This window comes from Ochrobactrum sp. EDr1-4 (assembly GCF_049199085.1).
Lineage (GTDB): Bacteria > Pseudomonadota > Alphaproteobacteria > Rhizobiales > Rhizobiaceae > Brucella.
Genome location: NZ_JBLZOF010000016.1, coordinates 1 through 23,762, shown reverse-complemented (window position 1 = coordinate 23,762; position 23,762 = coordinate 1). Strand labels below are relative to the sequence as shown.

Here is a 23,762-nt window from a genome sequence, read left to right as displayed (position 1 = left end):
TTGATCATTTTAAATGTTGATCGCAATATTCTTCCTCAAAACAAACCGTGAAGTGGATAATGTCATTTCATAATTAATTGTGCAGCGGCTCGTAAAGCCGTGCACCGGCTTTTTCAGCCGTAACCTTTAAGCGCTTGTCTCGGGTCCACAGTGAAGTTCGCCGGTCGAGAAGAACTGATGCCAGCAGTTGGGCATCAGTATAGCCAATGCCCATGCTAAAAATGCAGTGCTTTTCAATCATGGTCATGACTTCGTCATGTGTTGCGACTTCAGCTTCACGCTGCACATTCAAAAAAGCCAATACACTCGTCCTGTCTCGGAGACTGCCCAACGCAAGTTCGCCTATAATCGCTGGATGGCAAAGCAAAAGATCATCAGCGATAATCTTAATGAGCTCATTATCGCCGCTGCGGAAATGGTCAATCCAAATTGAAGTGTCTGCCAAAATCACTTCTTCTCTGAGCTCCGACGGCGAGGAGCTGCTTCAACGTCCGGCATCGTACCTCCAAGAGCGATAAGGCGTTTACCAGTCTCTAGTCGCACAAGTGTTTCTAGCGCTTGTCGGACTAAAGCGGCTGTCTCTTTCGTTCCGGTCAACAATCTGGCTTTTTCTAAAAGATTGTCATCAAGGTTGATGGTTGAGCGCATAATTCGACTCCCTGCAGAGGCGTCATAAGTATCACCAAATGATGTCAATATCAACACGATTCGGTTTGCTCACTCTAACGATCATTACTCGCGGCTTCGAACAAAAGCGCACAACAGGCCAAAACCGCCTGGGACACACTGGGTGTTCTTGACTCTACGTCAAAATCCTCCGGAAAACGCGTACAACGCATCAGTTCATGCTCGCTTTTAGTGAACGAAGGTTTCGGACTTCGAATCAAAAATATAAGATCCGCCGGCAAATACACTCCGTTCACTCCAAAATCGAACGCCCCTGCTGTTGGCAAGAGCTTTTCTCCCGGGCAGGCAGGCGTGTGCGCTGTCAACAATACCATACGGGTAGGGCGATTAGTTTACGAGGATCAACAGCACTCACGCAATCTCGCTCGCGATAAGGCGGGTTTATTTGCGGCTGCCGTATATAATCTATGCCGCGTTAGGTCTCCTAACTTGCGCGCGCTCTAGAAACGCTAATGTACTTTCGAAGTCTACAATACCGGCTTGACTACCCAGACCAGATGCATTGAGAGCAGACGAAGCCTGGCCCAGCTGGGTCATTTCTTCTGGATTAAGTCCCTTGATAATGCCGGCTGCGAACCCGGCATTGAAAGCATCACCGCAGCCACAGGTGCAAACAACGTCGATGTTGAATGCTGGCATGTGGAATCGAGTGCCGTCGACGTGGTGATAATAGGCGCCGTGCTCGCCCATCGTCATCACAGTGCATTGAACACCGAGATCATTAAAATAGCGTCCAATATCTTCTTTCGTCTTGAGGCCTGAAAGCGCTTGTGCTTCCTCGATTGAAGGGATGAAATAATCTGTGTAGGGCAGGAGGCCAGCCACATTTGTCATGTCCTTTTTGTCTGCCGCAAAAACATCCAAGGTCGTAATGCGACTGCGGCGCTTGGCCTCGGCCATCAAACGGAAGCTGCGCTCTCCATCCATCTTGTCCATCAAGCCAGTCCCGCCCATATGGACTACCTTTGCATCAAGAACCTTGTCATAATCTTCATCAGCAATCACGAAGGCACCTGTAGCGCCACGCATATGCAAAGCTGGCCGCTGTCCATCCGGTCTCGTGGTTACAATAGACGACGATGTGCCAACACCTTCACAGAGCTGCATCATCGACGTATCAATGCCGAAGTGCGCCATGCGGCGAATGACCCAATCACCCATCAAGTCATCACCGACGCCGCCGACGGCAAGAACCTTCATTCCATACTTAGCAGCGACGACAGCAGCAGCACCGGCAGCGCCGGATACGGCCATTGTCAATTCGTCTATGAAGTAAGTGTTTCCACCAGGCGGTATCTCTGTGACAGGGCGTCCCAGGCAATCGAAAGTGTAGAAGCCGATCGAAGTATAGTCATAAGTCATTAAGTTTCTCCTCCCGAAAATAAGCGCCTTGCGCCACCTATGCTGCAAATTTGCGTCAACAATTCCCGTTGTGGAAACCCAAGGGAAACCACATAATGTAATTGAACCGTTGAAACCTTCCTCCCTCCGGCTTTGTTAGCCGTCGAGTAGCCTCTCGCCCACCTGCTCGTCCGTCAGGATCACATGCGGGGAAAGCAATTTCATAGCTGCCTTAAATACTGCGAGTTTATGCCAACCACCTGATGCCAATACGATTTTGCGTGAAGTACGCAGCGTCCGTGGGTCGACAGCGACGACCCGACGATTGACGTCATGGTCCACGATTACGCCATCAGCATCGATAAACCGGCAGAGGATGTCGCCAATAGCCCCGGCTTTTTGCAACGATACCATTTCCTCTTTATCAAGCAGGCCGTAGCTTACGAAGGTGGATGACGGCGATAAGTCTCCCACACTGACGATAGCTACATCCAGATTTTGAGAGCGACGGAACACCTCTCGAATACCTGGATGCGTAAGTAAAGCTTCGCGGGTCCGCACATCCGGCGCGAAGACCGGTGCCGCAATAAGATAGCTTTCCGCCGAAAGTCTATCCCCAAGACGCCAAGCGAACTCTGAAGGATTGAATGTGCTTACTTTCGTTAGCCCACCCAACAAAGACACGACGGAAACGCCCGCATGCTCTTGTTGTGGGACAGATTGGAGACAAGAACTAAGCGTTTTGCCCCATCCGAGCCCGATAGTCATGTTCTCATTCAAGAGATCAGTAAGATACTCTCCAAGCACTGTTCCTATGATTTCCGGAACCATTTCGGGCCTTTGCGGCATGGGTACCACGATAGCGCGCTCGACTTTGAACTTTCGTTCCAGTTCACGCGCTATCTCTACGCAGCGACTGTGCTTGGAAATAACGCGAATCTGAACGGTGCCGTCCAATCGGGCTGATGCAAGCATCCGAAGTACCCGTGTTCGTGTCATCCCTAGCTCTCGGGCAACCTGATCCTGGGTTAACCCTTCCTTGTAATAGAGCCAGGCCGCCCTGGTTCGCAGATCATCATTAAGATCAGACACTCGTTCCACACTCTCTCTTCGAAATTGTATCAGTCTGCCTATAAATGACGCCGTATTCAATTGCCACACATCTGAAATCAGCTGATGGTGCGCTAATTACGGCGGCGGAAGAGATCAACCAATACAGCGACGAGAACCGCACCACCGACAATGACGCGTTGCCAAAAGCCCGAAACGTTAAGAAGAACGGTTCCGTTGGCTAATACCGTCAGAAGCATAGCACCAAGCATAGTGCCTACGATTGATCCTTGACCACCACGAAGACTGGTGCCGCCAAGAATTGCTGCAGTGATTGCACCCATCAGCCAACCTTCGCCCACTGATGGTTGTCCGGCATCCATGCGGCTTGCAAATAGGATTCCCGCAAGTGCAGCAAACATTCCAGCGAGTCCAAAAACCATGAACTCCACATATTTTGCTCGAATGCCTACAAGAATAGCTGCCTCCCTGTTGCCGCCAACGGCAAAGATATTGCGTCCAAACTTTGTTTGTGTGAGCAGCCAGATGAGGACGATGCCAGATGCAATAAAAACAAGCACTGGTATCGGTATCGAGAATATTTCGCCCCGCCCAAAGACGCTGAATGCCTCACCAAGTGGGCGGATGGGGTATCCTTTTGTGATGACCATGGTCAGGCCCGCGAATATCTCCCATGTTGCAAGTGTCACGATAAACGGATTGAGACGTAAGCCTGCGATGAAAAAGCCATTGATGAAACCAAGGCACATACCGAAGGCCATCGTGAGCGGAATCACCATGTAGGGGTTAACACCAAACATGGTTAGCAAGAGTGACCCAACAATTGCAGAGAGACCAGCCGAAGCCCCTACAGAGAGATCGATGCCACCGACGAGTAGGACGAGCGTTTGCCCTAGGGCTACAAGACCAACGAATGCTGCCTGACGCGCCACAACCGACATGTTGTATGTCGAAAGAAAGTTGTCCGTAGCAAAAGAAAGAGCAATCATCAAAACGATCAGCGCAACGAGGATTCCACTGGCTTCCCACTGCCAAAACCGCGTTATAAGACCCGGTCGTTTTGTCCGGGAAGTTGTAGAGGTAAGGGTGATGTCGTTTGTCATAGGTTTTGACCTTACGGTGCCTAGCTCATTGCGAGTTGTAGAAGCGATTCCTGGTTAGCACTTGCGGCGGAAGGAATTCCTTTAACTTTTCCTTCGTGCATGACGAGGATGCGATCAGAAACATCCAGCACTTCTTCAAGTTCTGAAGAAATGAAGACGATCGAAAGCCCTTCTTTGTCTGTAAATCTGCGCAGTTCAGCTTGGATTTCGAATTTCGCGGCGACGTCGATGCCACGTGTCGGCTCATCCATGATGAGCACACGCGCGTTTTGCATCAGCCATCGGCCGATGATCACCTTTTGCTGGTTGCCGCCGCTGAGGCTTGTAATCGGATCGGAAGGCGAAGAAAGTTTGATGCGCAGTCGTTCTATAAAGCCATCAACTTCTCTGAGCATGTCCGCAGTGCGCATGTGCAACATTCCATTAAACCGGTCGAGCGACGGCATGCACATGTTTTCTGTAATACTCAGCAGTGGAAATATTCCCTCTTGTTTTCTTTCCTCGGGCAAATAGACGAGGCCCTTTGCAATGCAATCGATCGGGGTGCGCCGCAAAAGCCGCTGACCGAAAAGCTCGACAGTGCCGCTATCAGCTTGCGTGAGACCAAAAATACACTTAGCAACCTCGGTCCGGCCAGCTCCGACAAGACCTGAGACGCCAAGGATTTCTCCCTTGTGAAGCTCGAAACTTACATTCTCAAATTCTCCGTAGCGTGTTAGGCCATCCACTTTGAGTACCACATCACGATTTTCGATACTCAGGTGAGGGGTTGGGTTCCCCCGCCCCACCAAGCGCCCCGCCATGTGGCGCACCATCTCATCTTTGGTTGTCGTCTTAGGGTCAAGCTCGCAGACGTAGGTGCCATCTCGCAGCACAGTAATCCTGTCGGAGAGTTCCAGTATTTCATCCAGACGATGAGAAATATAGAATACCGCGCCACCATCGGCACGAAAGCGACGTATATAGCTGAAAAGCTTCTCCGTTTCACGTGAGGTCAGTGTAGCAGTTGGCTCATCAAGGATCAGGATACGAGCAGAGGTCGCTGCAGCCCGAGCAATCTGCACCAATTGCTGTTGTGCTTTACTCAGTTCAGAAACTTTGCTTTGGACGTCGATAGACTTGTCAATCTCGAGCAGGTGCCGAATGGCCTTCTCACGTGTCTTTTTCCAATTGATGGCTATTTTTGACATTGAATGCGCGCCCAGCATGACGTTCTCCGCAACGGTCAAATTGGGTACGAGATTTATTTCTTGCGGCGCGATGCTGATGCCTGATTTTTGGGCGTCCAGGGGTTTGTTGAAAGAGACTTGTTCATGGTCTCGATAAAGCATCCCTGTTGATGGTCGAATTTTGCCACAAAAAATATTCATCAACGTGCTTTTTCCAGCGCCGTTTTCGCCGATGATCGCGTGAACTTCACCTGGCCTTATGCCGATTGATACGCCTTTCAGCGCATGAACGACGCCATACGATTTGCAAATGTCCCGGGCTTCGAAGGTGAACTGTAACATAGCGGCGTCTCCAGAGCGGAGCGCAATAGATACGCTCCGCCATGTTGGTAATTACTTACAGTCTTCCTTGGTTATGAAGCGCGAACCAGTGTCGTGGAGCATCGGAATTGTGTGGTTTTCGTTTATTGCAACCAGGTACTTGACCGACCAATAACCCATATCCCATTGGCGCTGTGCTTTGAGCGCAGTGATCGTACCATCGCAGACTGCATCAACAGATTCCGGTAAGTCATCCATGCCGACGATGGCTATCTTGCCAGCTAAACCTGCATTCTTCACGGCACGGGCCGCACCTATCGGATTGGACGCATTTGAGCCAAAGATTCCAGCGATGTCCGGGTTCGCTTGCAGCGCATTCTCGGTTAAAGTAACTGCCTCTTCCAGAATATCGTTGTCTGGCTGCTCAAATACGATCTTCATGTCTGGGTAGCTCTCAAGCGCTTTCTTAAAGCCTTGTATACGTTCAACATGATCCGACGCAGTAAGGCTGCCAGCGAGAATGCCTATCTTTCCTTTACCGTTTAAGTGTTTGGCGAGAAACTCACCAAGATCTGCACCATCCTGATAACTGCTTTTGGGGCCGATGAAAGGAAACTTGTCATCGCAGAAGGAGTTGAAAGTCGTTACATTAACGCCTGCTTCCTTGGCCTCAGTTAGAAGCTGCACATTGGTCGCCCTATCAAGGCAAGCCACAGCGAGGCCGTCTGGCTTACGACCAATGTTCGTCTCGATCCGCTGGTTTTGATCCGCGACGTCCGCCTGTGGTGGCTGATCCCAGATGACATTGATTTTGATGCCGGACTTGGCGAATTCTTCTGCCGCGAATTTACTACCTTCCGCGACGACGTCATACCAGGGATGAATTACCTTAGGGATGAAGACGAAAGTCAGCTCTTTGTCGATTGGTTTAATGAGTTCTTGTTGGCTTTGTGCATAAGCACTAGCTCCTGCGATGGTGGACATCACAGCTGTGCTTATAAATAGTTTAGACAGTTTCATTTCTTCCTCCCAGTTGAAACGCTTCGCCGCCAGTGCTGCGGTAAAATTCCTTAGAAAAAGGGTGATGATATCGCGGTTGAACCTGCGCTATCGGTTGCTCCCTTTATGAGCGTCGATCAATTTCTCAGCGATATGATGCGCGGAACCCCGCCCGTTTTGATCCTGCATTTTGGAACATTTATTTTTGGACATATCTAAATGTTCACTGAGAATAGTTTTTGTCAACTGGTTTAAAATCGAATTGTGGGAATGTGCATCTAATAAACTGTTTTTACTATAAAAATTAGTGAATAAGAAATAGTCGATTATTCGAGGCGGCGCATAGTGACGGGGAAACTTCAAAAGAAATTGGCTGAAACGGTATTTTTTCTTGCATATTTATCTTTTGCATTTCACAAATGTGCAAAAGGGAGAGTCCTATGAAAGCAGGTCTACTTAAAGAGCCGAATAATTTGCTCTTTGAAGCCGTTGCCGACCCAAAGCTATCGGCTGGTGATGTTTTAATTCGTGTTAAAGCGGCGACTGTATGCGGTACCGATATACGCATCTTCCGTGGACGGAAAACTGTTGGCGTTCGTTATCCGTCGATCCTCGGACATGAATTTTCCGGAGAAGTTGTCGACAATGGCGGTCACAGCCAGTTTGCCTGTGGTGATGCAGTCGCAGTTTGTCCAGCCATTCCTTGCGGCTATTGCGACTACTGTAAGCGTGGTTACGAGAACATCTGTCAAAACCTGACTGCAATTGGATATGAAATTGATGGAGCTTTCGCAGAATATATACGAATCCCAGCGAAGGCTGTTGAATCACGCAACGTGTTTAAGATTCCCACTACTCTAAGCTGGGAAAAGGCAGCGCTTGTGGAGCCATTATCCTGCGTCCTCAATGGCCAGGAGAAGATAGGTATCGAAGTTGGAGATAGTGTTGTTATCCTTGGGTCGGGTCCGATCGGTTTGCTTCACACCAAACTTGCGCGTCATTCTGGTGCCTCCAAGATCATAGTAAGCGAGCCAAGCGCGACCCGCAGGCATGCTGCTATTGCGGCGGGAGCAGATGTCGTAGTTGACCCCGTCAATGAGGATTTGAATGCAATCGTAAGTCAGCACACAAAAGGGATTGGGGCAGATAAGCTTATCGTCGCGATAGGAGTGACAAAACTTGCCAACGATGCGCTCTCTCTTGTTCGTCACCGCGGAAAAATCAGCTTGTTTGCCGGGTTTTCATCCATGGATATGGCAACCATGGACGTGAACCTCATTCATTATAATGAGCTCATCGTTACAGGTTCGTTCGGGCTGAATCGGCTACAGTTCGAAAAGTCGCTTGATATGATTACGACTGGTCAAATCGAAGTCGAATCGATGCTAACACACCGGTTTGAACTAAAGGATATAGGAGCTGCTCTAGAAACCGCAGAAAAGGGTAGCGCCGTAAAGGTCGCTATAATCAACTCATGACCCTTGTTGCTTCTCGTCTAGATACCGTAAAGTCACACTATCCTGTGCTTATAATTGGTGGCGGAATCAATGGGTGCGGTGTTTTTCGTGACCTCACTGCCCAAGGCATTGATTGTTTACTGGTCGATAAGGGCGATTTTTGTTCTGGTGCAAGCGCAGCGCCGTCGCGCCTTATCCATGGTGGTATAAAGTATCTTGAGACTGGCGAATTTCGTCTCGTTCGACAGTCGGCCATAGAACGCAATCTGCTGCTGAAAAACGCACCGCATTACGTCAAACCCTTGGAGACCGTGCTACTGATTTATTCCTGGTTCGGGGGGATTATTCCTTCAATCAAGCGATTTTTTGGCTTGAAAACAGTACTAAATGACCGTGGAGCGATTATCACTGAGATCGGGTTGAGCCTTTATGATCTGTTCGGACGGCATTTTCGCACAATGCCGAAACACCGTATGCTCTTTCGGCGATCTATCGCATCTGCCATGCCTGAGTTAACGGCAAAAGCCGTTGCCAGTGGCGTCTATTACGAAGGTCGGATCACCCATGCCGAGCGATTGGGCCTTGAGCTAATCATCGATGCTATGGAAGACAATCCAGCCTCCATGGCACTCAACTACGTTTCTGTGTCGGGAGCCTGTGGCAGTGGTATAATCTTGACGGATGAGCTTACAGGCCGAGATCTAGCTGTGAATGCGGATGTTGTAATTAATGCCGGAGGAGCCTGGATTGATTCAGTTAACGAAAATCTTGGTATAAAATCTCAATATATGGGGGGGAACAAGGGCTCTCACCTAATAGTGCGCAATGCGAGACTTCATAATGCGTTGGGAGGTCGAATGATTTATTTCGGTTCAGCGGACGGACGCGTGAATCTAATCTACCCATTTATGGGCAATGTTCTTGTAGGATCAACCGACATCCCCGTTGAGGATCCAGATTGTGCAGTGTGCGACCACACAGAGCGCCAGTACCTTTTAAATGTGACACGAGAAGTCTTCCCAGATATTGAAATGCGGCCTGATGAAATAATTATGACGTATTGCGGGGTTCGTCCGCTTCCGCGCAGTGAAGGCATAGCCGCAGGGGAGATTAGCCGTGATCATTCGATCAAAAGGGATCTGATCCCGAAAATTGAAACCTTGGTGCTTTCACTTATTGGTGGCAAATGGACGACTTATCGGGGCTTTTCCGAAGAGGCCGCGGATATTGTGCTTTCCATACTCGGTAAGGCTCGGTCATGTTCAACAAGAGATCTGTCAATCGGTGGCGGGAAAGACTTTCCGATGAGCGCTCCAGTTTTATCCCGCTTCATCGAAGATCTCTCAAGAGTTACCGGCACAAGACAAGTGGCGGCAGATCTCTTTGATCGTTATGGCACCCGAGCAAGGTTGGTTGCAGATGATAAAAGCAAGGCGGCGCTGGCTTCACTTCCAGCGTATAGTAGGTCCGAGCTTGCTTGGATTTGCAGTAATGAACATGTTAGCCGGTTGACTGACCTGTTATTCCGTCGCACAGATATAGCACTGTCAGGTCGTCTTTCAGGCGCCGTTATCACAGAGGCCGCCAAGATTGCTTCGGATGCACTGGGCTGGAACGCCGAGCGTCAGAAAAATGAAATAGAGGCAACCTCGAAAGTTTGTCAATCTCATGGAATTGCTATCTAAGATCACTGTATCTTATTTGCAGACCGGTCTATATGTTGTATGAGCTGAGAATTTTTTGCAGGTTGTAATTAAAACTAAAAACTCCCGGCTATAGCTCTCGTAGTATCAGTTTAAATTATGCCCTTTCTATGCAGATAAAATTTTGGAAAAGTCATCTCCGTTGCGTCTATCTTTTGGAAACGTTATTCCGTTGATCATTTCTGAAATCATGTATTGTCGACTTACAAGGAGATGTAGTCGACGATCATGTTTGGAATTAGGATCCTTGGATGGAAATCTGGATACGCTGAAGAGTATGCGTTATTGACTGGTAAACATAAACTTCGAGACAGGAACAGATGACAAACTGAATAGGTTTTCGATTCCTAGAAAAGCGTTTTATCCTATAGCCAAACCATCGTTTGGGCCTACAATACTGCTAATGTAGATCATAAACGGTGGGGATACGATCGTGACGGATGAGATAAAGGGCGTTAAGGACTATCACGGACCAGCAGGCGGTTGGGGCGCTCTCAAGGCGGTTGCCGAGGCGGTTCGAGATCAGATGGGCGCCAGCGCGAATACGCGCGCCTTGTTACAGATGAACCAGCCGGATGGATTTGATTGCCCTGGGTGCGCATGGCCTGATCCAAAACATACTTCGTCTTTTGAATTTTGTGAAAATGGCGCAAAAGCAGTGACTTGGGAGGCAACGCCTAAAAGGGTTGATCCGGATTTCTTTGCGCAACATACCGTATCTGAATTGTGGGAATGGAGTGACCACAAGCTGGAGGCGCAAGGGCGACTTACCACTCCGTTGCGCTATGATCCAACAACAGACCATTTTGTGCCAGTTTCGTGGGAAGAAGCATTTGAGAAGGCTGGAGCTGCATTGCAGGCCCTTGGCGATGCAAACAAGGCTGAGTTTTACACTTCTGGGCGGGCTTCGAACGAAGCAGCATTTCTTTTTCAGCTTTTCGCACGTGAATTTGGCACCAATAATTTTCCCGATTGCTCCAATATGTGCCACGAAGCCACAAGTGTTGGGTTGCCGAAGTCTATTGGCGTCGGCAAGGGGACCGTCACGCTTGAAGATTTCGATCATGCGGATGCTGTTTTCTGTGTAGGTCACAATCCGGGCACCAATCACCCACGAATGCTTGGTACACTTCGATCTGTATCTTTGCGCGGCAAACCCATTGTTGTGCTTAACCCAATGCGGGAGCTTGGCCTCGAACGATTTGAAAATCCGCAGTCGCCGACTGAAATGCTGACAATTGGCTCAACGCCGCTGGCTTCTGCATATCATCAGGTCAGGGTGGGTGGCGATGTCGCTGCCATCAAGGGCGTGATGAAAGCTCTGTTTGAAGAAGATCGTGAAAGATTGCAGCGTGGCGAGCCAGGGCTGCTTGATCGCGACTTTATAGAAGAGCATACGACCGGCTTCGAAGCGGTTATGGCCAATATCAGAGCCACAAGCTGGGAAAAAATCACCTCCCGCTCAGGTCTGAAACGTGAAGCCATCGAACAGATGGCACAGGTCTATTGGTCATCGAAAAGTGTTATCATTTGCTATGGCATGGGCATTACACAGCACCGTCATGGCACAGAAGCAGTACAGCAACTCACAAACCTTTTGTTGCTGCGCGGGAATATGGGACGTGAGGGCGCAGGGATTTGTCCACTTCGCGGCCACTCCAATGTTCAGGGCGACCGTACTGTTGGCATCACAGAAATCCCGACTGAAGCATTTCTAGCGCGACTGGATAAAGCTTTCGGCATCAATGCACCCCGTGCGCATGGCCATAACGCCGTTAAAGCCATTGCAGCTATGCGGGATCATCAGTCAAAGGCCTTCATAGGACTTGGTGGCAATCTCGCCGTCGCCATGAGTGACCCCCAGGCAAGTTTTCCTGCATTCAAGCAACTTGATTTGAGTGTCCAGATTTGCACAAAACTCAATCGCACATGTTTGCTGACGGCTCGCGAGAGCATTGTTCTGCCGTGTCTCGGACGAACCGAACGTGACATTCAGGCGACGGGACGTCAGTCAATCACGGTTGAAGATTCCATGTCTATGGTTCACGCATCGTCTGGAAAGTTGAAGCCTGCTTCCGAATTGCTAAAATCGGAACCCGCAATCATTGCAGGGCTTGCGAAGGCTGCGATGCCTGGAAGCAAAGTGAACTGGGATGAATTGATCGCGAATTACGATCTTATTCGCGATAAGATTGAGGAAGTATTCCCGGATTTTTATGATTTCAATAAGCGCATTCGTATTCCAGGAGGATTCCGCTTACCTGTGGGTGCATCGGAGCGCAAATGGAATACTCCCGACGGAAAAGCCCACTTCCTTGTCGAGGAAACGGCTGATGAAGATGATGGTCGTGATAATACTGAACTCACACTCATGACCATCCGCAGCCACGATCAGTATAACACGACTGTTTATGGCATGAATGATCGTTATAGGGGTATAACCGACCGTCGCGATGTAATTTTTATCAACGAAGATGACATGGAAAACCTCGGTTTTAAAAATGGCGATGTGGTTGATGTCGTGGCTGGTGAAAGGATCCTGGCAACTCAAACTTTAGTCGCTCACGCCATTTCACGGGGTTCGGTCGCGGCGTATTATCCAGAAGCTAATTGTCTGATCGGGCTGGATGATGTGGATAAACAAAGCGGGATACCCGCTTATAAATCAGTGCCTATTAAACTGAGAGCGGCGAAAACGGGATGATGCTTGATTTCGTCACATCATTATTGGTCATTTGCCTCTGTGATCGTTTCGACTGTGATCGCAAGTCCATCTCCGCTGAAATTGCTGGGACTTAGGAAGGGTGGCCTAAGATGGACATCGATCTGCTTGAAGATTTCATGACGCTAGCTGACGAGTTAAACTTCTCGGCTGCAGCGACGCGTCGTAACGTTACGCAGCCAGCCTTTAGCAGACGCATTAAAATTCTCGAGCAATGGGTTGGTGCGCCTTTGCTGAGAAGAACGAGCCGTTCTGTTGCACTGACCAATGCCGGGCGCGTTTTTTATTCGCGTGCTGGCGTTATCATCCGCGACATCAAACGTGCTCGCGAGGAAACGCGCGAAGCAGCTGGAAAGGCTGAGCGAAGCCTTTCCATCGCTTCCACTCACGCGCTGTCGTTTACATTCGTGCCAAGGTGGATGCTGCAAACCATTGGCCATTCCAGCATCAGCTCCGCAAGCCTGATCACCGACAGCTATGCCGAATGTGAAGCGTTACTACTAAGTGGAGATGCGGTTTTCCTGATATGCCATCGCCGTCCCGAAACAAAAAACAAGCTGACGACCCGCCAGTTTATCTCCCAGACGATCGGTCAGGATGTGCTTGTTCCTCTCTCGGCGCCTGATGAAAATGGTGGACCGCGTTGGAGGCTTGATCATGCAATGGCAGACCGACCAATACCACAACTCAGCTATGCTTCGGCCTCTGGCCTTGGTCGTATTCTGGAAGAATACTGGTCGGAAAACAGATCGCGACCGGCACTTCAAACGCAGTTTCGCTCTGACCTTGCCGCGACCTTGCTTGAGATGGTCAAGGAGGGACAGGGCGTCGCCTGGGTACCACTTTCATTGGCGGAACGTGATCTGAAATCCGGTCAACTAGCGCGGGCTGGCGGCGATGAATTTGATGTTCCCGTGGACATTACGCTTATTCGTCCAACCACACGTCTCAGCCTTCATGCAGAGCAGTTCTGGCAAAAGGCCGTGAACGCCAAATCGAAAATCTGAGTCAGGCATCGACAATCTATCTATGCAAGATATGCATTGATCATGCGATAGTTGGCATTGGTCATTCTCAGTTATCCGACGTTATGAATTTCCTCACATGAGAGATGTGCTGCCGGGAGGATGAAGGTAGCAGCTCTCCATTATTGGGAGGAAATAATGAGAAGACTGTTAAGTCAGCTCTACATTCAGGTTTTGATCGGCATTGTTATTGGCGGCCTCATAGGCTTCTTCTGGCCTGATGCGGCGACCTCACTGCAACCATTTGCAACCGGCTTCATCAAACTCATCAAGATGCTGCTCGCTCCGATTATTTTCGGAACGGTGGTCCTTGGCATTGCGAAAATGGGCAATGTCCACGAAGTAGGCCGTATTGGAACTGTTGCGCTCATCTACTTTGAAATCGCATCCACCATTGCACTGGTACTTGGCCTGATTATCGTCAATCTGATGCAACCGGGTGCTGGTATGAATATTGATGCCAGTCAGATCGATACATCATCGATTGCCGGGTATCAGAAGACTGCAGCCGCACATGGCGGCGTCATTGATTTCTTTCTGGATATCATTCCGCAAACCATTGTCGGCGCTTTTGCTTCCGGCGCGATGTTGCAGGTTATTCTGATTGCACTTCTGTTCGGTATTGCTCTGGTACAGATCGGTGAACGGGCAAAGCCTTTTGTTGATGTTATTGATGTATCGCTGCAAGCTCTCTTCCGTATCGTCGGCATGGTTATGAAGCTCGCACCGCTGGGTGCTGGCGCAGGGGTTGCCTATACAATCGGCAAGCACGGTATCGGCACAATCTGGTCGCTCGGCCACCTTATGCTGGCAGTCTATCTAACATCAATCCTCTTTGTGGTTGTGGTCATTGGTACGGTTGCACGCTGGTCCGGTTTTCCGCTTCTTCAGTTCTTCCGATACTTCAAGGATGAGATTTTCATCACACTGGCGACCTGCTCCACAGAAGCTGTGATGCCGCGTATGATGACCAAGCTGGAGCGTCTCGGTGTCAGCAAACCTGTCGTCGGACTGGTGCTGCCAACGGGCTACGCTTTTAATGCTGATGGCACCTGCATTTATCTGACGATGGCCGCAATTTTTATCGCACAGGCCACAAACACCGATCTTAGCCTCTGGGGTCAGTTGGGTATCCTCGGTGTTCTGCTGCTCACTTCCAAAGGTTCCGCAGGCGTAGCCGGAGCTGGCTTTGTCACCCTCGCAGCGACCCTTTCCACCTTTCACACAGTACCCGTTGCCGGGTTGGTCCTGCTGCTTGGCGTCGACCGCTTCATGAACGAAGCGCGTGCTGTCGTGAACCTGATCGGAAATGGCGTTGCAACGATTGCAGTCGCCAAATGGGAGGGTGAGCTCGACATGGATACCGTACGCCAGGTCATCGCTGAACAGAAGGGCCACACGCCTCGGAGAATAACCGCTCTGGCACTGCCGGATGCCACTCATCAGAACGCTTAGCATACAGAATTCAGTAGAACAGGAGATACATACCATGCGTATCATCGAAATCCGTGAAGTGACCAAACCGATCTCTTCGCCGATCCGTAACGCGTATATCGACTTCAGCAAAATGACAGCCAGCCTCGTGGCAGTCGTTACTGATGTCGTCCGTGATGGCCGCCGGGTCGTGGGTTACGGCTTTAACTCGAATGGTCGCTATGGACAGGGCGGCCTCATCCGTGAACGGTTCCGGGATCGCATTTTGCAGGCAGACCCTGAAAGCCTGATCAACGATGCCGGTGATAATCTCGACCCACACAAGATCTGGGCCGCTATGATGGCCAATGAAAAGCCAGGTGGCCATGGTGAACGCTCGGTTGCAGTTGGCACAATCGACATGGCCGTGTGGGATGCGGTCGCAAAAATTGCTGGAAAGCCGCTTTTCCGCCTGCTCGCAGAAACCAAGGGTGTTGAGGCTAACCCGCGCGTCTTCGTTTATGCGGCGGGCGGATATTACTATCCAGGCAAAGACGATTCCGCTCTGCGCAAGGAAATGCGCAGCTATCTCGACCGTGGATATAATGTCGTCAAAATGAAAATTGGTGGCGCATCCATTGATGAAGACAAGCGCCGCATCGAAGCTGTTCTCGAAGAAATCGGATCGGAAGCCCGGCTGGCTGTTGATGCCAATGGTCGTTTCGATCTTGAAACTGGCATAGCCTATGCAAAGATGCTGCGTGAGTACCCGCTGTTCTGGTACGAAGAAGTTGGCGATCCGCTCGATTATCAGCTTCAGGCAGCCCTTTCCGAATTCTACCCCGGTGCGATGGCAACCGGCGAAAACCTGTTCTCCCATCAGGATGCGCGCAATCTTATCCGTTACGGTGGTATGCGTCCCGATCGCGACTGGCTACAGTTTGACTGTGCGCTTTCTTACGGTCTTGTCGAATATCTTCGGACGCTTGACGTGCTCGATCAGCTTGGCTGGTCTCCTTCGCGCTGTATCCCTCATGGCGGTCATCAAATGTCTCTGAACATTGCAGCTGGACTCGGGCTTGGTGGAAATGAGAGCTATCCAGACCTCTTCCAGCCTTATGGCGGCTTCCCGGATGGTGTGAAAGTAGAAGACGGTCACATCGTAATGCCTGACCTTCCGGGCATCGGCTTTGAAGGAAAATCAGATCTGATCAAGGTCATGCGAGAACTTGCGGAATAAGGCTAAATGGCGGGGTTTTGCCCCGCCATTTTTCGTTTAGCATTCTCAAATGCTCGCGGGAGCCTGTTTTAGACAGGGAGAGTTGGAGAACACAGTTTTACAGTTTAATGGAGGAAGAACTGCACATGATGCGTTATGTAAAACGTAAGACCGCGCTGCTCACAGCAATTCTCTTGATAACCTTTCAAGCGTCAAACCAGGCCATGGCTGAGAACTATCCAAAGCCGGAAGAACACAATTACACGATCACAAATTTTCGCTTTCATGATGGTAGCACCATGGATTTGAAAATTCATTATCTGACTATTGGCAAGCCTGATGGTGAACCTGTATTAATTCTACATGGGACCAATGGATCAGCAAAGAAGATGCTGAACAAAGGATTTGCGGAAGCACTTTTTGGTCCCGGCCAGCCATTGGATGCTCAAAGGTACTTTTTAATACTACCTGATGCAATCGGTGCGGGTGGCTCGCAAAAGCCCTCGGATGGATTGCGTATGCAATTTCCGCATTACAATTATGACGACATGGTTGACGCGCAATATCGACTGGTCAAGGAAGGCCTCGGGCTTGATCATTTACGCCTGATTTTGGGGCATTCAATGGGCGGGATGCATGTTTGGAACTGGGGTATTCGTTACCCGGATTTTGCGGATGCACTGGTTCCTATGGCGTCCCTTCCCGTGCCGATGGCCGGGCGAAACTGGATGATGCGCCGGATGCTTATCGATGCAATTACGACCGATCCGGCGTGGCAGAACGGCAATTATGAGAAACAGCCAGAAAATCTCCGCATCGCTTCTGTGTGGTATAATCTCGCAACGAATGGCGGCAATACCCGCCTTTGGCAAACAGCCCCCACAAATGTCGAAGCCAACACCTATGTCGACACCAAACTGGCGGAGACAAAAATCGCCGACGCAAATGATACACTTTATCAATGGAGCGCTTCGAAAGACTTCGATCCATCAAAGGATCTTGAGAAAATTACTGCCTATCTTTTTGCGATTAATGCAGCTGATGATGAGCGCAACCCTGAAGAACTCGGCCATCTGCAATCCGCAGTCAATCGAATGCCGCATGCCAGCTATCTCATCATTCCCACAAGCAGTAAGACACGCGGGCATGCGACTACAAGCAATGTAGCGGAACTGTACGCAGAAAAGCTGGGCGATTTTCTTAAACAAGTCCCTAAAACGAGAGCAGATCCCTAACTATTTTTTGCAGCTGAGACAATTGCCAGTCGGAGTCGGTTTGGTAATTTTGGGTTGGAAACTATCCAAGTCTATCAATTCGTTGGCGCGTTGATACTAAGAAGCCACTTTGCGGTCCACCAGTATTCAACGCGCATGGCAACGTGATCCAACGGATTTCGTTTGGTGCGGGGTTTCTTGACTTTGAACCGGAAATATCAGAAGCTCAACGAATGTGTCATGCTTACCGTTATCGCCGTGGCCCGCGCCAGTGGATCCGTAGTGTGTTTCTACCAACGTCTTACCCTTTCCACGGTTGACAAGGTGTGATCGAAAGCGCGCATTTTGCCAGTATTTTTAGTTCAAGAAAATTAAATCAAATATTTATCTCATGTCATTCATGTATGCTTTCAGACTTACTAAATCGCGCGCACCATCATATCGCGTTCCGTAGATGAAGAGCGTTGGTGTGCCATTTACGCCGCTTCGCAACCCGCCACGAAAATCTGTTTCAATGCGCTCCTGAAAACGTTCATCGAAAGCTGTTTCAAGGATCACGGGCGTTATACCAAGGGCATTCGCGTATTCGCGAAGGTCATGATTGGTCAGCGCGCTTTGGTTTTTGTAGAGAAAATCATGGGCTTGCCAGAACAGGTCTTGTGTAGCGGCCATTTCCGCAAATTCTGCTGCATGAAGTGCATGGGTATGCATTTCTACAAGCGGGAAATTACGGAACACGAAGCGTATGTGCTCACCCATTGTCTGTTGCAAAGCTTTTAGAACGTAATAAGCTTCGCCGCAATATGGGCATTCATAGTCGCCATATTCGACAAGGGTTACAGCGGCGGTCTCATATCCCTGGATGTGATCCTGTTTACTAACCGGAATGCTCAACTTGCTCATGATTGCAGCTCCTTAGTTGTTGGTTTGGCATCAAGCATGTCGAGTGCTTCAAGAATGCCATCGGCGCCAGGGTTGATGCCCAGCGGAGAAACATAGCTCCATCGGATAATGCCATCGGCATCAATGACGAACAGCGCGCGCTCCGCCACGCCATCCTTCTGGCGATAGACGCCATAGCTCCGGGCGACTTCACCCTTGGGTTCAAAATCTGCGAGAAGCGGGAAATGCAATTTGCGCTCTGCTTCAAAGGCGGCATGGCACCACACACCATCTACCGATATGCCAAGCAGCTGTGCCTTTGCATGGTGAAATTCCGGAAGAATTTCGTTATAAAGTCCCATCTGATCGCTGCAGACTGGACTCCAGTCAGCCGGGTAAAATGCGAGTATCACCGGAGCGCCACGCAGATCGCTGAGCGATACCGTCTGATCCGCCGTTGCAGGTAAAGTGAATGCAGGCGCAACAGTGCCTGCAGCGAGTGCGTGTGAGGGATTATCGCCGGGCATGATCGAACTCCTTTGCAGCTTCAATGCGCTCCAAGGTTAGGCAGCGCAGCAAGGCAGCTTAATCAGATGAACGGATAGTGTTCCGATACTTAGGTCTATTGGTGAGCAGAGTTGGGACCCAAACCTAGGTATAGGTTCGCAACCACTTAAATTGCTCTATGGTTTCGCGCAGTCGAATCTGGGGAACGACAAACGATGTCTAAATATGCAGAGGGTTTGCATAAGCAAGGGATTAATCTGGTCGCAGGTCTTTTCGCGATCGCTTTGGCGTTTGCTGTCTTTTATGTCGACACCTTCACCGATATTGAAGGCGCTGTTGCTGTTCTCTACGCCATCGCGTTGCTGCTGGCAGCCGAACTAACAGGGCGCACCGGAATCGTCTTAAGTAGCATTGGCTGCCTCGTCCTCACAATTGCATCCTATTATGCGACCCATGGCCCAGACCCGGACTTTCAAACAACCATCCGTCTCGGTGTTGCGGTCGCTGCAATTGTGATCACGGCGGTTCTTATTCTGAGAAACAAAATGGCGCGACAACAATTGCTTTTCTCGCATGGTGCGCTCAAAGATAGCGAAGCGCGTTATCGCTCAATTTTTGATCGCACGCGTGTTGCCCTTTGCGAGCGCGATTATTCGCGGCTTCGCAAGCATCTGATTCAGTTGAAGGCGCAAGGCATCACTGACATCGAAGACTATGCCCGCACGCATCCGGATTTCGTGCAGAAATGTATTGGCATGACCGATACGGTCGCGGCCAATGAAGCAGCCTATGAACTTTTAGGGGTTGATCTGGGGCAGGCGCATCGACTTGGCAGTCTCTTCGTTCCACGCGATGACCAATTCGTGCATGTGTTGCAAGCGCTGCTCGATGAACAGCGCTATTTTGAGAACAAGGTCGAGTTCCGTACAAGTACTGGTGAAGAACGACTAGTATTGCTGAGCATCAGCTTTCCAAGTGATCCTGCTGCTTTCAACCGTGTTGTGCTGAGCATGGTCGATATTACTCAGCGCGAATTGGCGCAAAAAGTGCTGGTGGAAGCACAGGCTGAACTGACCAAAGCCTCGCGGGCCGCAACCGTCGGTGCCTTGTCTGCCTCGCTTGCCCACGAACTCAACCAGCCTCTCGGCGCCATCATGCTCAATGCTCAGACAGTGCTGCGCTGGCTCGACCGCGACCCACCGGACCTGAGCGCCGTGCGACGCTCTGCCGAACGGATCATTCGCGACAGTGACCGCGCGAGCGAGATTATCCAGAACACGCGCAACATGCTGAGTCAGGCCAAGCGGCGGGTGGAATCCATCGATCTCACCATGCTGGTTCTTGAAACCATTGTGCTCATGGAGCATGAGCTGCAACGCAGCAGCACGCAGGTTCGCATGGCACAGAACTGGCGTTCGCCCGTGATTGAGGGCGTGCGGATTGAGCTTCAACAAGTGATTATCAATCTTGTAACCAACGCCATTCAAGCGATGGAGGCATCCAAAATCCGTTCGCGTTCGATTGTGATCACGATCGGACGTACCGACAACGACCATGCCGTAATCAGCATTCGTGACAGCGGACCGGGAATAGATCAGGATACGCTCAAGCGGCTGTTCATGCCGTTTCATACAACCAAGGCTTCCGGTATGGGCATGGGGCTTTCGATCTGCCGCAGCACGGTTGAAGCAAGCGGTGGAACCCTGACCGGGACCAACCACGAAACAGGTGGCGCGGAATTTGAAATGCGCCTGCCGATCAATTGGGAAGTGCAGGATGCCTGAGATGCGCAAGTCCCAAAAGCAACCAAACGACAAGCCGGTGGTCTTCATCATCGACGACGATCCGTCGATGCGGGAATCGCTGGCCGACCTGTTTTTATCAATGCAGCTTGATGCGGAAGCATTTGAAACAGCCGCAGCCTTCATGACCAAATTCCCGGATCAATCACGCATGGAAAGATCCGGCTGCATTCTACTCGACGTTCGTTTGCCTGGCATCAGCGGCCTTGATTTCCAGAGCCAGCTTGAAAAATCAGGCATTCGCCTTCCCGTGGTTTTCATGACGGGCTTTGGCGATATTCCGATGACGGTACGTGCGATGAAGGCAGGCGCGGTCGACTTCCTCACCAAGCCGTTCAAGGAACAGGATGTGCTCGATGCAGTGAGTTCGGCTGTGCAGCGCGATAGCGTGCGCAGGCAGGAGGCAGCGCAAAATCAGGCTGTCGTCGAACTGGTGCAGACATTGACCCCACGCGAGCGGGAAGTGATGGATGCCGTTGTCACTGGCAAAATGAACAAGCAGATCGCCTTTGATCTTGGCATCAGCGAAGTGACGGTGAAGCTTCATCGCGGCAATGTCATGCGCAAGATGGATGTGCGTTCTCTTGCCGACCTGGTTCGCAAGGCCGAGTTCCTCAGCGAAACGACAAAGTGACCTGTATCTAAGTATGGTATATTTGTGCTTTGCCAGAGCGCATAAAGAGTTTCGAGTGCATCTCTGAATAAAAAACGATTCTCGGGGTGCGAGATCAGGGTATAGCGATTTAAGGTCCAATGTATTGTCTGCAGCACAAATTCATACCATAGCCATTGTTGATGACGATCAGGGTATCCGTGAAGCTCTCGATGATCTCGTCAAATCCTGCGGTTATGAAAGCCGTCTTTTCGCATCAGCCGAAGAATATCTCGCCTATGAAGCACAATCGGACATCGATTGTATGCTGGTTGATGTGAAAATGCCGGGATTAAGTGGGATCGAGCTTCAAGCCGAACTGAACACACAGACGGCCCATCCGCCGATGATCTTCATGACATCCTTTGACGACGACCGTACCCGCAATGCGGCCATGGAAGGCGGCGCTTTCGCATTTCTGGGCAAGCCGGTCGATTTGATCAAGTTGTTAAACAGCATTGAAAATGCCATTAGCTCATAAGCTATATGTCACTAACTGTATTTTTGACAAACAAATATCTTAACTATGTTAGTTTCAATTGCCACTATTCTATGTGACCAACGAACTCTTTTGTCGCGGTGGCAACCAGAACATTTACTTACTACTTACGTTCACCCTATCGCGCATGTCAGAAGTGCGGTGAGTTTCATCAGCTTAGGATGCACACCGGCTTTTTGTCTACCACCAGAGTTTCATCGAGAATTCTGGCAAGCCCATTCTAATGGAAATCTGATGTCGTGTCAGATCGGTAAGTCCCTATTACGAGGATATCCCGGAAGCAGCCTTCAGAGAAAGACCGTATGAGTTGTGGTGAACTTTCATCGAGCCATTGCAGATCATCTATGAAAAGCACGAGCGGATTGGTGGGTCGTGCATGCGACTGAATCGCACTGGCAAATCGATCGCGTGCACGCGCCGGCGAGGTTACACTGCTATCGTCGCGCAGTGTTGTCAGATCACTGATAGTTCCCGGTGGAACGAAATCGAATAATGCTTTCAGGATTGCGCTGTATGGGACGCCTCGCAGAGCTTCGTCAGCTTTCCCTACAGTATGATAGACGCTGTTTTCTGATATGAAAGCATTGACGAGGGTCGTTTTCCGATAGCCTGATGGTGCGCCGATGAAAACGATCTCGCCGAAACCTGTTTGCGAAACGCGGTCATAAGCGTCTTTTAGAATTTTCAGCTCGCCAACACGGCCAAAAATTTTCGTATTGCGAAGCGCAATTGTCATCAGACATCCACCAATTCATTCTCTTCAATTAGCGATGGATCGGTATCCAAGATGCTGTCAAAGGCAATTCGGCTATTGATGATATTATCGAGCGAGAATATTCAAAATACGGGATTTATATACAAAAACGGTTGGTCAACCATCTTCGGTCATTTCGCTTGGTTATGCTGAACCAATTTTTTTGAAGAGGATGGAATTTTACAAGATTCCACACTTTTGGGAGTATACTGACTAAGTATTGTTTAGAGATGGTGAGGCCGACTATGGAATTGTCGCGAAGCGAAATTGAGAATAGAAGGCACTGTTACTTTAACGAGAGTGCAGACATGGCTCATTCTTTGTGGCCTCTGTCATGCAGATTTCAGGCACGAGATTTCACGCCACATGTCAGTGGCGGCTTGTCGTAGCTCTCGGTGATTGGCTGAACTGATTTGGTTGCGTGGGAAATAATGAAGATTGTAAATCGGGTCATGTATCGACGTGAAATTTTGCACATGTCGCGCCGATTTAAAGCGCTTCATAACACGCTCGCGTCGTCGGATCGGCTGATGCGAATTCTCTGCCCGATTGTTCAAGCCCTTATGCTGGCGATGATCGCAAACGTTAAGGCCTATAGCTCGTTTGGCAGCGCCATATGATCGTAGTTTATCGGTGACCATAACCCGCGGTGCACAGCCCTGAGCAGAGAGAAGCTTGCACATAAAACGCTTGGCGGCCTTGGTATTGCGGCGTTTCTGGACCAAAATATCTAACACAAAACCGTCCTGATCGACCGCTCGCCAAAGAATGTGATGCTCACCTTTGATAGGTATTACGCACTCATCCAAGTGCCATTTATCGCCAAGGCGCGGTGTGCGACGACGGATATTACTGGCATAAGCCCGTCCGAATTTCTCCGCCCATTCGTAAACTGACTTATGTGTGACGAATATCCCGCGATAAGCCAGCATATCTTCGACCATACGAAAGCTCAGTGGAAAGCGGAAATACAACCACACCGCCTCAGCAATAATCTCAGCTGGATAGCGATGGCGACGATAAAGCGAGGCACGAGGTTCTGTCATACCCTATTATCGCTGCTGATGTTTACGCTTTGATTAAGGTAACGGTGCCCCGGAGGCTCCCGCAATCATGAAACGCAAGAACAACTCACCACCTGTGCCAGAGCGAGAAGAATTAGAGCGCCAGCTCGAAACACTGCAGCACGATATTCAGAAACTGCAGCTTGAGCACGACCTTT

General features: G+C 50.0%; 21 protein-coding genes. 10 read left to right on the top strand and 11 right to left on the bottom strand.

Annotated elements, in window-relative coordinates:
- Positions 1–73: 73 nt before the first annotated feature.
- The 7 genes from ACOZHT_RS23555 to ACOZHT_RS23525 all read right to left on the bottom strand — a co-directional run bounded on the left by ACOZHT_RS23555 (position 74) and on the right by ACOZHT_RS23525 (position 6,712).
- Positions 74–451: a type II toxin-antitoxin system VapC family toxin gene (locus ACOZHT_RS23555; protein WP_007881511.1), complete on the bottom strand. Its 378-nt coding sequence runs from the start codon at positions 449–451 to the stop codon at positions 74–76.
- Positions 448–648 carry a type II toxin-antitoxin system VapB family antitoxin gene (locus tag ACOZHT_RS23550; protein ID WP_079210524.1) on the bottom strand — a complete coding sequence of 67 codons (201 nt, stop codon included), beginning with the start codon at positions 646–648 and terminating at the stop codon, positions 448–450. The genes ACOZHT_RS23555 and ACOZHT_RS23550 overlap by 4 nt, the downstream gene beginning before the upstream one ends.
- A gap of 444 nt (positions 649–1,092) precedes the next feature.
- Entirely contained in the window at positions 1,093–2,049 is a 957-nt protein-coding gene (locus ACOZHT_RS23545; protein WP_421566870.1) for a carbohydrate kinase family protein, read from the bottom strand.
- 135 nt (positions 2,050–2,184) lie between these two features.
- A complete protein-coding gene (locus tag ACOZHT_RS23540; RefSeq protein WP_421566868.1) occupies positions 2,185–3,027 on the bottom strand; it encodes a sugar-binding transcriptional regulator in 843 nt (280 codons plus the stop codon).
- A gap of 185 nt (positions 3,028–3,212) precedes the next feature.
- Positions 3,213–4,202, bottom strand: coding sequence for an ABC transporter permease (locus tag ACOZHT_RS23535; protein ID WP_421566866.1), 990 nt, complete (start codon positions 4,200–4,202; stop codon positions 3,213–3,215).
- Between the two features lie 20 nt (positions 4,203–4,222).
- Positions 4,223–5,713 carry a sugar ABC transporter ATP-binding protein gene (locus tag ACOZHT_RS23530; protein WP_421566864.1) on the bottom strand — a complete coding sequence of 497 codons (1,491 nt, stop codon included), beginning with the start codon at positions 5,711–5,713 and terminating at the stop codon, positions 4,223–4,225.
- Between the two features lie 51 nt (positions 5,714–5,764).
- Positions 5,765–6,712, bottom strand: coding sequence for a substrate-binding domain-containing protein (locus ACOZHT_RS23525; protein WP_421566862.1), 948 nt, complete (start codon positions 6,710–6,712; stop codon positions 5,765–5,767).
- A gap of 419 nt (positions 6,713–7,131) precedes the next feature.
- Between ACOZHT_RS23525 and ACOZHT_RS23520 the strand changes: the two genes are divergently transcribed.
- From ACOZHT_RS23520 to ACOZHT_RS23490, 7 genes are all read left to right on the top strand, one after another.
- The gene (locus ACOZHT_RS23520) at positions 7,132–8,169 is read left to right on the top strand and encodes a zinc-dependent dehydrogenase (protein WP_421566860.1); all 1,038 of its coding nucleotides are present in this window, start codon (positions 7,132–7,134) and stop codon (positions 8,167–8,169) included.
- Complete coding sequence (locus tag ACOZHT_RS23515) at positions 8,166–9,833, top strand: glycerol-3-phosphate dehydrogenase/oxidase (protein ID WP_421566858.1); 1,668 nt, start codon at positions 8,166–8,168, stop codon at positions 9,831–9,833. The genes ACOZHT_RS23520 and ACOZHT_RS23515 overlap by 4 nt, the downstream gene beginning before the upstream one ends.
- A 448-nt stretch (positions 9,834–10,281) precedes the next feature.
- Entirely contained in the window at positions 10,282–12,555 is a 2,274-nt protein-coding gene (locus ACOZHT_RS23510; protein ID WP_421566931.1) for an FdhF/YdeP family oxidoreductase, read from the top strand.
- A 110-nt stretch (positions 12,556–12,665) separates the two neighbouring features.
- A complete protein-coding gene (locus ACOZHT_RS23505) occupies positions 12,666–13,580 on the top strand; it encodes a LysR family transcriptional regulator (RefSeq protein WP_421566856.1) in 915 nt (304 codons plus the stop codon).
- A 156-nt stretch (positions 13,581–13,736) separates the two neighbouring features.
- The gene (dctA, locus tag ACOZHT_RS23500; RefSeq protein WP_421566854.1) at positions 13,737–15,053 is read left to right on the top strand and encodes a C4-dicarboxylate transporter DctA; all 1,317 of its coding nucleotides are present in this window, start codon (positions 13,737–13,739) and stop codon (positions 15,051–15,053) included.
- Positions 15,054–15,087: 34 nt separating this feature from the next.
- Positions 15,088–16,251 (top strand): mandelate racemase/muconate lactonizing enzyme family protein, encoded by a 1,164-nt coding sequence (locus tag ACOZHT_RS23495; protein ID WP_421566852.1) that lies wholly within the window; start codon positions 15,088–15,090, stop codon positions 16,249–16,251.
- A 107-nt stretch (positions 16,252–16,358) separates the two neighbouring features.
- Complete coding sequence (locus tag ACOZHT_RS23490) at positions 16,359–17,465, top strand: alpha/beta fold hydrolase (RefSeq protein ID WP_421566929.1); 1,107 nt, start codon at positions 16,359–16,361, stop codon at positions 17,463–17,465.
- 363 nt (positions 17,466–17,828) lie between these two features.
- Here the strand turns inward: ACOZHT_RS23490 and ACOZHT_RS23485 are convergent, their stop codons facing one another.
- The gene (locus ACOZHT_RS23485; protein WP_421566850.1) at positions 17,829–18,347 is read right to left on the bottom strand and encodes a DsbA family protein; all 519 of its coding nucleotides are present in this window, start codon (positions 18,345–18,347) and stop codon (positions 17,829–17,831) included.
- Positions 18,344–18,853: a peroxiredoxin gene (locus ACOZHT_RS23480; protein ID WP_421566848.1), complete on the bottom strand. Its 510-nt coding sequence runs from the start codon at positions 18,851–18,853 to the stop codon at positions 18,344–18,346. Before ACOZHT_RS23480 ends, ACOZHT_RS23485 begins: the two co-directional genes overlap by 4 nt.
- Before the next feature lie 195 nt (positions 18,854–19,048).
- On the opposite strand from ACOZHT_RS23480, the gene ACOZHT_RS23475 reads away from it, so the two are divergent.
- The 3 genes from ACOZHT_RS23475 to ACOZHT_RS23465 all read left to right on the top strand — a co-directional run bounded on the left by ACOZHT_RS23475 (position 19,049) and on the right by ACOZHT_RS23465 (position 21,768).
- Positions 19,049–20,617 (top strand): sensor histidine kinase, encoded by a 1,569-nt coding sequence (locus tag ACOZHT_RS23475; protein WP_421566846.1) that lies wholly within the window; start codon positions 19,049–19,051, stop codon positions 20,615–20,617.
- Positions 20,610–21,269, top strand: coding sequence for a response regulator transcription factor (locus ACOZHT_RS23470; RefSeq protein WP_421566844.1), 660 nt, complete (start codon positions 20,610–20,612; stop codon positions 21,267–21,269). The genes ACOZHT_RS23475 and ACOZHT_RS23470 overlap by 8 nt, the downstream gene beginning before the upstream one ends.
- Before the next feature lie 124 nt (positions 21,270–21,393).
- Positions 21,394–21,768, top strand: a complete 375-nt coding sequence (locus ACOZHT_RS23465; protein WP_250044353.1) for a response regulator transcription factor — start codon at positions 21,394–21,396, stop codon at positions 21,766–21,768.
- A gap of 238 nt (positions 21,769–22,006) precedes the next feature.
- On the opposite strand, the gene ACOZHT_RS23460 is transcribed toward ACOZHT_RS23465, so the two are convergent.
- Together ACOZHT_RS23460 and ACOZHT_RS23455 are read right to left on the bottom strand one after the other, a co-directional pair.
- On the bottom strand, positions 22,007–22,522 hold the full coding sequence (locus ACOZHT_RS23460) for an AAA family ATPase (protein WP_421566842.1): 516 nt from the start codon (positions 22,520–22,522) through the stop codon (positions 22,007–22,009).
- A gap of 350 nt (positions 22,523–22,872) precedes the next feature.
- On the bottom strand, positions 22,873–23,586 hold the full coding sequence (locus ACOZHT_RS23455) for an IS6 family transposase (RefSeq protein WP_421566840.1): 714 nt from the start codon (positions 23,584–23,586) through the stop codon (positions 22,873–22,875).
- Positions 23,587–23,762: the final 176 nt, after the last annotated feature.